Source organism: Cupriavidus sp. 86D6 (assembly GCF_057815095.1).
Window position 1 is genome coordinate 831,329 of record NZ_JBYPSB010000001.1, and the last position, 11,703, is coordinate 843,031.

10 protein-coding genes are annotated in these 11,703 nt (G+C 64.4%); 9 read left to right on the top strand and 1 reads right to left on the bottom strand.

Going from position 1 to position 11,703, the window contains the following annotated elements:
• Positions 1-68 precede the first annotated feature (68 nt).
• From folP to phoR, 9 genes are all read left to right on the top strand, one after another.
• Positions 69-938, top strand: coding sequence for a dihydropteroate synthase (gene folP, locus AC3G88_RS03865; protein ID WP_488770770.1), 870 nt, complete (start codon positions 69-71; stop codon positions 936-938).
• A 4-nt stretch (positions 939-942) separates the two neighbouring features.
• A complete protein-coding gene (gene glmM / locus AC3G88_RS03870) occupies positions 943-2,289 on the top strand; it encodes a phosphoglucosamine mutase (RefSeq protein WP_153945335.1) in 1,347 nt (448 codons plus the stop codon).
• 311 nt (positions 2,290-2,600) lie between these two features.
• Positions 2,601-3,632, top strand: coding sequence for a phosphate ABC transporter substrate-binding protein PstS (gene pstS, locus AC3G88_RS03875; RefSeq protein WP_400391291.1), 1,032 nt, complete (start codon positions 2,601-2,603; stop codon positions 3,630-3,632).
• A gap of 130 nt (positions 3,633-3,762) precedes the next feature.
• Complete coding sequence (gene pstC / locus AC3G88_RS03880) at positions 3,763-4,728, top strand: phosphate ABC transporter permease PstC (RefSeq protein ID WP_153945333.1); 966 nt, start codon at positions 3,763-3,765, stop codon at positions 4,726-4,728.
• Positions 4,725-5,627 carry a phosphate ABC transporter permease PstA gene (gene pstA / locus AC3G88_RS03885; RefSeq protein ID WP_488770396.1) on the top strand — a complete coding sequence of 301 codons (903 nt, stop codon included), beginning with the start codon at positions 4,725-4,727 and terminating at the stop codon, positions 5,625-5,627. The genes pstC and pstA overlap by 4 nt, the downstream gene beginning before the upstream one ends.
• Positions 5,628-5,681: 54 nt before the next feature.
• Positions 5,682-6,470 carry a phosphate ABC transporter ATP-binding protein PstB gene (pstB, locus tag AC3G88_RS03890; protein ID WP_061959259.1) on the top strand — a complete coding sequence of 263 codons (789 nt, stop codon included), beginning with the start codon at positions 5,682-5,684 and terminating at the stop codon, positions 6,468-6,470.
• 56 nt (positions 6,471-6,526) lie between these two features.
• Positions 6,527-7,231 (top strand): phosphate signaling complex protein PhoU, encoded by a 705-nt coding sequence (phoU, locus tag AC3G88_RS03895; protein WP_153945331.1) that lies wholly within the window; start codon positions 6,527-6,529, stop codon positions 7,229-7,231.
• A gap of 36 nt (positions 7,232-7,267) precedes the next feature.
• Positions 7,268-7,975 carry a phosphate regulon transcriptional regulator PhoB gene (gene phoB / locus AC3G88_RS03900; protein WP_066735924.1) on the top strand — a complete coding sequence of 236 codons (708 nt, stop codon included), beginning with the start codon at positions 7,268-7,270 and terminating at the stop codon, positions 7,973-7,975.
• Between the two features lie 140 nt (positions 7,976-8,115).
• The gene (gene phoR / locus AC3G88_RS03905; RefSeq protein WP_153945330.1) at positions 8,116-9,468 is read left to right on the top strand and encodes a phosphate regulon sensor histidine kinase PhoR; all 1,353 of its coding nucleotides are present in this window, start codon (positions 8,116-8,118) and stop codon (positions 9,466-9,468) included.
• 81 nt (positions 9,469-9,549) lie between these two features.
• Here phoR and ppk1 read toward each other — a convergent pair whose 3' ends face one another.
• Positions 9,550-11,670, bottom strand: coding sequence for a polyphosphate kinase 1 (ppk1, locus tag AC3G88_RS03910; RefSeq protein WP_153945329.1), 2,121 nt, complete (start codon positions 11,668-11,670; stop codon positions 9,550-9,552).
• Between the last annotated feature and the right edge of the window lie 33 nt (positions 11,671-11,703).

The following is an 11,703-nucleotide window of genomic DNA, read 5'->3' on the forward strand; positions in this document are numbered from 1 at the left end:
CAGCGGATTCTGATAGCCTCCGAAGCCGGTGCCTGGTGCGCCGGCTTTTTGTTTTTCAGGTGGACATCTTGCCGACTGAGTTCTTCCAGTGCGGGCGTTATCGATTTGCCCGCAATCGCCGCCCGCTGGTAATGGGCATCCTCAATGTGACCCCCGATTCGTTCTCGGATGGTGGCCAGCACGCCTCGCGCGACGCGGCGCTGCGCCATGCCGAGCAGATGATTGCCGAGGGTGTCGACCTGATCGACATCGGCGGGGAATCGAGCCGGCCGGGATCGGCGGCATTGCCCCTGGATCAGGAGCTCGACCGCGTCATGCCGATCGTGGAGGCGCTGGCCGGTTGCGGCAAACCGTTGTCCATCGACACGTACAAGCCCGAGGTGATGCGGGCCGCACTGGCGGGCGGAGCCGATTTGATCAACGATATCTGGGGCTTCCGCATGCCCGGCGCCGTCGAGGCGGTGTCGGCGGGGCAGGCGGCGCTGTGCGTGATGCACATGCAGCGCGATCCCCAGACCATGCAGGAAGACCCGCAGTACGCCGACGTGGTGGCGGAAGTGGCGGATTTCCTGCGCGAGCGGGTGTCAACCCTGCGTGCGGCGGGCGTGGACGATTCGCGCATGTCGCTCGATCCGGGATTTGGATTTGGCAAGACGCCGGATCATAATCTGCGCCTGCTCGGGCAAATGCCAAGGCTGGCAATCGACGGGCTGCCGATCCTGGCCGGGCTGTCGCGCAAATCGACGCTGGGCGCCATCGTCGGCGGCAAGCCGCCGCAGGGCCGGGTGGCGGCCAGCATTGCTGCGGCGGTCTGCGCCGCAGAGAAAGGCGCATATATCGTGCGCGTGCATGACGTAGAACAAACCGTGGACGCCCTCAAGGTCTGGTGGGCGATCCGCCATGAGTCAGTTGTCCCGCAGGGGCAGCAAGGAGAATGATCAAATGACACGCAAGTATTTCGGGACGGATGGCGTACGAGGCAGGGTTGGCGAGGTGCCGATCACGCCGGATGTGGTGATGCGGCTGGGCTATGCCGCCGGCAAGGTGCTGGCGCTGGGGCAAAAGACGTCGCAAGGCCGGCCGACCGTGCTGATCGGCAAGGACACGCGGGTCTCGGGCTACATGCTCGAAGCCGCGCTGGAGGCCGGTTTCACGGCCGCGGGCGTCAACGTGCGCCTGACGGGGCCGTTGCCGACGCCTGCCATCGCCTACCTGACGCGCGCGCTGCGCCTGGCGGCCGGGGTGGTGATTTCGGCCAGCCACAATCCCTACTACGACAACGGCATCAAGTTCTTTTCGGCCTCGGGCGACAAGCTGCCCGATGAGGTGGAGGCGAAGATCGAGTCGCTGCTGGAAGAGCCGATGATGTGCGTGCGCTCGGAGGATCTGGGCCGCGCCAAGCGTATCGACGATGCTGCCGGCCGCTATATCGAGTTCTGCAAGAGCACGTTTCCCTATGAGCAGGACCTGCACGGGCTGCGCGTCGTGGTGGACTGCGCGCATGGCGCGGCTTACCACATCGCACCGCATGTGTTCCATGAGCTCGGCGCCGAGGTGATTCCGATCGGCAATCAGCCGGATGGGCGAAACATCAACGCGGGCTATGGCGCGACCGCGCCCGAAAAGCTCGTCGAAGCGGTGCGCGCCCATCGTGCGGACGTCGGCCTGGCGTTCGACGGTGACGCTGACCGCCTGCAGGTGGTGGACGCGCAGGGCCGGCTCTACAACGGCGACGAGCTGCTGTACCTGATCGTGCGCGACCGTCAGGCGTCCGGCCAGAAGGTCGAGGGCGCGGTTGGTACGCTGATGACCAACATGGCCGTGGAACTGGCGCTCAAGCGGCTGGGCGTCGATTTCGTTCGCGCCAAGGTCGGCGACCGCTACGTGCTGGAGGAACTGAAGAAGCGCGGCTGGCAGCTCGGCGGCGAGGGGTCGGGCCACCTTTTGTGTCTGGATCGGCACACAACGGGCGACGGCATCGTGTCCGCGCTGCAGGTACTGGCCGCGCTGCGCCGTAGCGGCAAGACGCTGGCGGAACTGCTGGACGGCGTGCATCTGTTCCCGCAAACGCTGATCAACGTCCGTGTCGAGAAGGGCTTCGACTGGCAGAGCCACGCCGGCCTGAAGGCGGCGCGCGACCAGATCGAGCCTGAACTCGAAGGCCGTGGCCGCGTGCTGATTCGCGCTTCGGGCACCGAGCCGGTGGTGCGGGTGATGGTGGAGGCCGAACAGGTGGAGACCGCCGAGCGCGCCGCACAGACGCTGGCCGACGCATTGCGCGCCGCCTGATCCTCACGCGGGGTCCCGGCGACCCCTTGCACCTCATCGACGCCACGGCCCTCGGTCCGTGGCGTTTGCTTTTTCTCTTTTTATGCAATTAACCGACATAGGGTTCGCCGCGATGTGATGCAAACGTTACCGGTAGAGGAGTGGCGATTAAAGCACGGGGAGAAGGCGGTTTCGTGACGGGTGGGGAATATCGGCCTGTTGGCGGGGTCTTTGAAGAAGATTTCGGGATGTCATGGAACTGTCATACAAGCAGCATACAGTTCGCCTTGTCAAAAATTTGTCATTCCCAACCAATGTTCTCTGGAGGACATATGAAGCTGGTCAAGACTGCCGTGGCAGGCATCGTGTCGATTGTGGTGGCGGGTACTGCGTTCGCGGCGGAAATTACCGGTGCAGGCGCTTCTTTCCCGGCGCCCGTGTATTCCAAGTGGGCTGACGCCTACCAAAAAGCGACGGGTAACAAGGTCAACTATCAATCCATCGGTTCGTCGGGCGGCATCAAGCAGATCAACGCCAAGACGGTCGATTTCGGCGCTTCGGATGCGCCCCTGAAGGACGACGAACTGGCCAAGGGCAACCTGATCCAGTTCCCGACCGTGATCGGCGGCGTGGTGCCCGTGATCAACCTGCAAGGCGTGAAGCCGGGCGAGCTGACCATCACCGGCGACGTGCTGGCCAACATCTACCTGGGCAAGATCAAGAAGTGGGACGATCCCGCGATCAAGGCCCTGAACCCGAAGGCCAAGCTGCCGAGCCAGGACATCCTGCCGGTGCGCCGCGCCGACGGCTCGGGTACGACGTTCATCTTCACGAACTACCTGTCGAAGGTCAGCAATGACTGGAAGAGCTCGGTAGGCGAGGGCACGACCGTGAACTGGCCGGGTGGCGGCACGGGCGGCAAGGGCAACGAAGGCGTGGCCGCTTTCGTGCAGCGTCTGAATGGCGCGATCGGCTATGTCGAGTACGCCTATGCCAAGCAGAACAAGATGACGTACCTGACGATGAAGAACGCGGCAGGCGAAGTGGTGCAGCCGAGCGACGACGCCTTCAAGGCCGCCGCTGCCGGTGCCGACTGGAACAAGACGTTCTACCAGATCCTGACGAACCAGCCGGGCAAGGGCGCATGGCCGATCGCTGGCGCGACGTTCATCCTGGTCCACAAGAACCAGGAAAAGCCGGCCCAGGGCCAGGAAGTGCTGAAGTTCTTCGACTGGGCCTACAAGAGCGGCGGTGCCATGGCTTCGGACCTGGACTATGTGCCGCTGCCGGACGCCGTGGCCAACCAGATCCGCGCGACCTGGAAGCAGAGCATCAAGGACGGTTCGGGCAAGGCCCTGTACTAAGCTGTTGCTGTACTGAAGTACGGCCCGGCACGCAAGCGCGGACCGCCCCATGGCGGAACGGGCGCGGCGTGACGGGGCCGCGGTGGCCCTGGCGCCACCGCGGCACATGTTCCACCTACCGATTCCCATCATGGCGACTACGTCCGATCTTCCAGCCGTCCGGCCTCCCAGCCGCCTTGGCGACATCCTGTTCGGTGGCCTGACCCGCGGCGCCGCCATCGTCACCCTGCTGCTGCTCGGCGGCATCATCGTGTCGCTCGCCATCAGCGCATGGCCATCGATCAAGCAGTTCGGCCTGTCGTTCCTGTGGACCGCCGAATGGGATCCGCCCGCCGACGTGTACGGCGCGCTCGTACCGATCTACGGCACGCTGGTGACCTCGCTGATCGCTCTCATCATCGCCGTGCCGGTCAGCTTCGGCATCGCCCTGTTTCTCACCGAGCTGTCGCCCGTGTGGCTGCGCCGGCCGCTCGGCACCGCCATCGAGCTGCTCGCCGCAGTGCCGTCCATCGTCTACGGCATGTGGGGCCTGCTCGTGTTCGCGCCGATCTTCGGCGAGTATTTCCAGAAGCCGCTCGCCAATACGGTGGGGCAGGTGCCGGTGATCGGCAAGCTGTTCCAGGGCGCGCCGCTGGGGATCGGCCTGCTGTGCGCGGGCGTGATCCTGGCGATCATGATCATCCCTTACATTGCCTCGGTGATGCGCGACGTGTTCGAAGTCACGCCCGTGCTGCTCAAGGAGTCCGCCTACGGCATCGGCTGCACCACGTGGGAAGTGATGTGGCGCGTGGTGCTGCCCTATACGCGTGCCGGTGTGATCGGCGGCGTCATGCTGGGCCTGGGCCGCGCGCTGGGCGAAACCATGGCCGTCACGTTCGTGATCGGCAACACCAACCTGCTCGACAGCGCGTCGCTGTTCTCGCCGGGCAACAGCATCACCTCCGCGCTGGCGAACGAATTCGCCGAAGCCGGTGCCGGCCTGCACACCGCCGCGCTGATGGAACTGGGCCTGATCCTCTTTTTCATCACGTTCGTGGTGCTGGCCCTGTCCAAGATCCTGCTGCTGCGTCTTGCAAAGAATGAGGGTGGCAAATGAACCAAGTCAGTCAAGCCGTGTCCACGTCATCCATTCCCGCCGTCCGTCCCGATTCCGAAGCGGTCCGCACCCGGCTCCAGAGTGCCCGCCGTCGTACCAACGCCCTCGCCCTGACGGCTTCGCTGGGCGCCATGGGGTTCGGCCTCTTCTGGCTCGCGTGGATTCTCTGGACCACCATCTCGCTGGGCGTGGGCGGCCTGTCGCTGGACCTGTTCACGCAGATGACGCCGGCGCCGAACACCGCCGGCGGTGGCCTGGCGAATGCCATCTTCGGCAGCTTCGTGCTGGTGGGCGTGGCGACGCTGGTCGGTACGCCGCTGGGCATCCTGGCTGGCATCTACCTGGCCGAATATGGCCAGAAATCGCCCCTGGCCTCGTTCACCCGCTTTATCAACGACATCCTGCTGTCGGCCCCGTCGATCGTGATCGGCCTGTTCGTCTACGCGCTGGTGGTGACCCGCATGGGCCACTTCTCGGGCTGGGCCGGCGTGTGTGCGCTGGCACTGCTGCAGATCCCGATCGTGGTCCGCACCACCGAGAACATGCTGAACCTGGTGCCGAACGCGCTGCGTGAAGCGGCGGTGGCCCTGGGCACGCCGAAGTGGAAGATGGTGATGTCGATCACGGTCAAGTCGTCGTACGCTGGCATCGTGACCGGCGTGCTGCTGGCCGTGGCCCGTATTGCCGGCGAAACCGCGCCGCTGCTGTTCACCGCGCTGTCCAACCAGTTCTGGAGCGCCGACCTGAACAAGCCGATGGCCAACCTGCCCGTGACGATTTTCCGGTTCGCCATGAGCCCGTTCACCGAATGGCAGCAACTGGCCTGGGCCGGCGTGTTCCTGATTACCGTCGGGGTGCTGGCGCTGAACATCGTGGCACGCGTCCTGTTCAAGAAATAAGCGGCGCCACGCACAACGCCTGACCTGACTACCGAATTCAAGCGAGACATCAGCATGACCTCTACCGTCATCGATATTCCCGATACCGTGCGCGCCAAGATCGACGTGCGGAACCTGAACTTCTACTACAACCAGTTCCACGCGCTGAAGAACATCAACATGTCGATCCCGGACCGCAAGGTCACGGCGTTCATCGGCCCGTCGGGCTGCGGCAAGTCGACGCTGCTGCGCACGTTCAACAAGATGTTCGCGCTGTACCCGGAGCAACGCGCCGAGGGCGAGATCAACATGGACGGCGAGAACCTGCTGACGAGCAAGCAGGACATTTCGCTGCTGCGCGCCAAGGTGGGCATGGTGTTCCAGAAGCCGACGCCGTTCCCGATGTCGATCTATGACAATATCGCCTTCGGGGTGCGCCTGTTCGAAAAGCTGTCACGCTCGGAAATGGACGACCGCGTGGAGTGGGCGCTGTCGAAGGCCGCGCTGTGGAACGAGGCCAAGGACAAGCTGCACCAGTCGGGCTACGGCCTGTCGGGCGGCCAGCAGCAGCGCCTGTGCATCGCGCGCGGCATTGCCATCCGCCCCGAAGTGCTGCTGCTCGACGAGCCGTGCTCGGCGCTCGACCCGATTTCCACGGGCCGCATCGAGGAACTGATCGCCGAACTGAAGGACGAGTACACGGTGGTGATCGTCACCCACAACATGCAGCAGGCCGCGCGCTGCTCGGACTATACCGCCTACATGTACCTTGGCGAGCTGATCGAGTTCGGCGAGACCGAGAAGATCTTCATCAAGCCGCACCGCAAGGAAACCGAAGACTACATTACCGGCCGCTTCGGTTGATCCGCAACGGCATTGCAGGACAATCCAGCATACGGACAAGCGGCCAGGAGAACACCATGACTGACAAGCACCTGTCGACCCAGTTCGACGCCGACCTCAACGCGATCAACACCAAGCTGCTGCAGATGGGCGGCCTGGTGGAGTCGCAGATCGAACTGGCCATGCGCGCGCTGGCCGACTTCGACGGTGACCTGGCCGACCAGGTCATGGCCCGCGAGCAGCAGCTGAACGCGCTCGAAGTGGAGATCGATGCGGACTGCGGCAACATCATCGCGCGCCGCCAGCCCACCGCCCGCGACCTGCGCCTGGTGATGGCGATCTCCAAGACGATCACCAACCTCGAACGCGCCGGCGACGAGGCCGAGAAGATCGCCAAGCGGACCAAGCACATCATGGAAGATGCGGCCGCGCACAACATCAATTACGCCGAGGTGAAGCTGTCCGGCGAGATGGCCATCAACCTGTTGCGCCAGGCGCTGGACGCGTTCGCCCGCCTGGACACCGTGGCGGCGGCCCGCATCGTCAAGGACGACAAGGCCATCGACGAGGAATTCCGCGCCTTCGTGCGCAAGCTGATCACCTACATGATGGAAGACCCGCGCACGATCTCGGTGGCGCTGGACTTCCTGTTCATCGCCAAGGCCGTCGAGCGGATCGGCGACCACGCGAAGAACATTGCAGAATTCATCATCTACATCGTGAAGGGCACGGACGTACGCCATGTCTCACGCGAAGACATGGAGCGCGAAGCGTTGAGCTGAATGACGCGCCAGCACTGATAAGCGGAGAACTATTACATGCCGAGCAGTATTCTCGTTGTCGAAGACGAACCGGCGATTGCTGAGCTGATCGCCGTCAATCTCCAGCACGCGGGGCACTATCCGATTCGTGCGTACAACGCCGAGCAGGCGTTGTCGCTGATGAGCGATGTCCTGCCGGACCTCGTGTTGCTGGACTGGATGCTCCCGGGCAAGTCGGGTGCCACCTTCGCCAAGGAGCTGCGGACCAACGACCGCACCAAGCAGATCCCGATCATCATGCTCACTGCCCGCAGCGAAGAGCAGGACAAGGTCATGGGCCTGGAAGCCGGTGCGGACGACTATGTGACCAAGCCCTTTTCGCCGAAGGAACTGCTGGCCCGCATCAAGGCCGTGCTGCGCCGCCGCGCGCCGCAGCTGACCGACGACGTGGTGGCCATCAATGGCCTGCGGCTCGATCCGGCCACGCATCGGGTGACCGGTCAGGACGACAGCGGCCCGATCAAGCTGGACCTGGGCCCCACGGAGTTCCGTCTGCTTCACTTCCTGATGACGCACCCGGAACGTGTGCACAGCCGGTCACAATTGCTGGATCAGGTCTGGGGCGACCACGTGTTCGTGGAAGAGCGTACCGTTGACGTGCATATCAAGCGTCTGCGTGCGGCGCTGACCCCGGGGGGATACAGCAACATGATCGAGACGGTCCGGGGCAGCGGTTACCGCCTGGCGCGGTCGCCCAGCCACTGACCGGAACCGGCCGGCGGCGGAGCAGCGGGGGCCGCGCCGGCCGATGTCGGATAATGCCGGCTGAATGCCACGCTGCGATGCCTTGTTGTGGCAGACTTTGTCGCAGTGCGAACGCAGTCTGAATCTCTTCTACTCCGCGCATGAATGTCATCTGGGCCCGCTCCGCGGCCATCCTTGCCGGTCTCGTGCTGATAGCCGCGGGGCTGTATGCCGTGGCTGGCGCCGTGCCCGGCCTGCTTTTCCTTTCCATTTCGCTGTTCCTGCTGCTCGCGTACTACCTGTTCCAGATCAACCGTCTGTGGCGGGTGCTGGACGCGCCGGCCTACGGCGAGATCCCCAGCGCACTCGGGCTATGGGGCGAGGTGTATTACCGCCTGCACCGGCTGGTCAAGCGATGGCGCACCCAGGTGCTGCAGGTGGAACAGCAGCACACCCGGTTTATCCAGGCCATCCAGGCGTCGCCCTATGGCGTGCTGATGCTTGACGATGCCGACCAGATCGAATGGTGCAACGGCGTGGCCGAGCAGCACTTCGGGCTGAACGCGCGGCGCGACGTGCGCCAGCGCATCACCCACCTGATCCGCCGGCCCGAGTTTGTCCACTACCTGACGCGCGAACGCTATGACGAACCGCTGGTGATGCGCGACATGGGGGAACACAAGCGCGGTATCACGTCGGTGCAGATCCTGCCGTATGGCGAGAACCGCAAGCTCGTATTGACGCAGGACATTACCAAGGTTGAAAGCACCGAGGCCATGCGCCGCGACTTCGTGGCCAATGTCTCGCACGAGCTGAAGACGCCGCTGACGGTGCTGACGGGCTTCCTCGAGACCGTGCGCGACCTGCCGGTCTCCGAGGAAGACCGCAAACGCTATATCGATCTGATGCTGGTGCAGTCGATGCGGATGCAGCACATCGTCGAAGACCTGCTGGCGCTGGCCAAGCTGGAATCCGACGCGCAGCCGCCGTCGCACGACCGTGTCAACGTGGCCGCGCTGGCCGCCCACATGGTGCACGACGCCGAGGCGCTGTCCCAGGGCCGGCACGACATCGAGACCGATATCGATACCGCCGTGGTGCTGCGCGGTGCGGAAGGCGAGCTGCTGTCGGCACTGGGCAACCTGGTGTCGAACGCGGTGCGCTACACGCCCGACGGCGGACGCATCGCCATCCGCATGACCTTTACCGATGGACACTCGGTGTTCTCGGTCAGCGACACGGGCCTGGGCATCGCGCCCGAGCATATTCCCCGCCTGACCGAGCGGTTCTACCGGGTGGATCGCAGCCGGTCGCGCGATACGGGCGGTACCGGTCTGGGGCTGGCCATCGTCAAGCACGTGCTGTCACGCCACCACGCCGATCTGCGTGTGACCAGCGAAGTGGGGCGCGGCAGTACGTTCCGCATCGTGTTCCCCGTGGACCGTAGCGGCTACGAGCCGGACGCCGCGCAACCGTTGTCCCGGCTGAGCGACGCCTCGCGCCACGCTGCCTGAGCCCGGACGCGCCCGGCGCCATGAAAACAGGCCGCTGCCCGGTCCGGGAGCGGCCTGTTTCATTCCGAAATCCGGCGGCGATCAGGTGCCGAACTTCAGCAGCAGTTCCTGCTGGCTGACGCGCTGGAGCTTGGCGCGCGACGGCTTGCGCACGTAATCGCCATTGGGCTCCATGATCCAGGCCGAAGCGTTGTCGTGCAGATGCACCTGCAAGCCTTCCTTGATCACGCGGGCCTTGAGCGTGCGATCCAGGATCGGGAAGGCCACCTCGACGCGCCGGAACAGGTTGCGGTCCATCCAGTCGGCGCTGGACAGGTACAGCACATCGTCGCCGGCGGCGTGGAAGTAATAGACACGGTGATGCTCCAGGAAGCGGCCAACGATCGAGCGCACCGAAATGTTCTCCGACAGCCCCGGCACGCCGGCGCGCAGCGCGCAGACGCCGCGCACGATCAGGTCGATCTTCACGCCCGCCCGCGACGCCTTGTAAAGCTCGTCGATGATGGTCGGCTCCAGCAGCGCGTTCATCTTGGCGATGATGCGAGCCCGCTTGCCGGCGCGCGCGTTGCGGGCCTCGGCGCGGATATGCTCCACGAGGTTGCTGTGCATCGTGAATGGCGACTGCCACAGGTGATTGAGCCGGATGGTGCCGGCCGTGCCGGTCAGCAGCTGGAACACATGGTGAACGTCTTCGCAGACCTGCTCATTGGCGGTGAGCAGCCCAAAGTCGGTGTACAGGCGGGCGGTGCGCGGGTGATAGTTGCCGGTGCCCAGGTGCGCGTAGCGCCGCAGCACCGCGTTCTTGGCCTTCGGGCCCGCCGGCTCGCGCCGCACGATCAGCAGCATCTTGGCGTGGCATTTGTGTCCCACCACGCCGTACACGACATGGGCGCCGGCCGATTCCAGCCGTTCGGCCCAGTTGATGTTGGTTTCCTCATCGAAGCGCGCCAGCAGTTCCACCACCACGGTCACTTCCTTGCCGTTGCGGGCCGCCGTCATCAGCGCCTCCATCACGGCCGATTCGTTACCGGTGCGATAGACAGTCTGCTTGATCGCCACCACGTTCGGATCGCTGGCGGCCGCCTGCATGAGGTCCAGCACCGACGAGAAGCTCTCGTAAGGGTGATGCAGCAGCACGTCGCGCTGGCGGATCACGTCGAACATGCTCGTGCCAGGCGGGAAGGCCTTGACCACGGCGGGCACGTGCGGCGGGTATTTCAGGGCAGGGCGGTCCACCAGATCGGGGATCTGCATCAGCCGCACCAGATTCACCGGGCCCCCCACGCGGTACAGGTCCTGTTCGGTCAGGCCCGATTCCAGCAGCAGGCGCCGCGACAGCGCAGGTGGCGTGTCGGACGATACTTCCAGCCGAACCATGTCGCCAAAGTGACGTGCAGGCAATTCGCCCTGCAACGCTTCGCGCAGATCGGTGATTTCGTCCTCGGACACGAACAGGTCGGAATTGCGCGTGACCCGGAACTGGTAGCAGCCCTGCACCTCGATGGCCGGAAACAGTTCGTGGACGAACGCCTGCATGAACGACGACAGCATCACAAAGCCGTACGGATACCCCGACAGCTTCTCCGGCATGCGCACCACGCGCGGCAGCGCGCGCGGGGCCTGCACGATGGCCAGGTCGGCGTCGCGGCCGAAGGCGTCCTTGCCGGACAGCTCGATCACGAAGTTCAGGCTCTTGTTGAGCACGCGCGGGAACGGATGGGCGGGGTCCAGCGCAATGGGCGTCAGCACCGGGCCCAGCTCGCGCGTGAAGAAGTCCCGCGCCCAGGCGCGCTGCGCGTCCGTCCACGTGCCGGTCAGGTGAAAAAACACCCCTTCTTTTTCCAGCGCGGGGAAAATGACGTTCTGCAGCATGTCATACTGCGATGCCACGAGCCGCTGGGTGCGCTCCGTGACAAGCTGGTAGGCCTGCTGGATCGAGAGGCCATCGGGCGTCAGGCCCGATGCGTTGTCCCGCATCTGCTCCTTCAGGCCGGCCATCCGGATTTCAAAGAACTCGTCCAGGTTGCTGGACACGATACAGATGAACTTCAGCCGTTCCAGCAGCGGGACATTGGGGTCGGCGGCCTGCGCAAGCACGCGCGCGTTGAAATCCAGAATGCCCAGTTCGCGGTTCCAGAGCGAGCCAGGCGGCGTCGTCGACATGTCTATGACCTTATTTTGGCGATGAGGCGACTTTTTCATAGATCCGTGTCATTTTGATGACACTTTGATTTT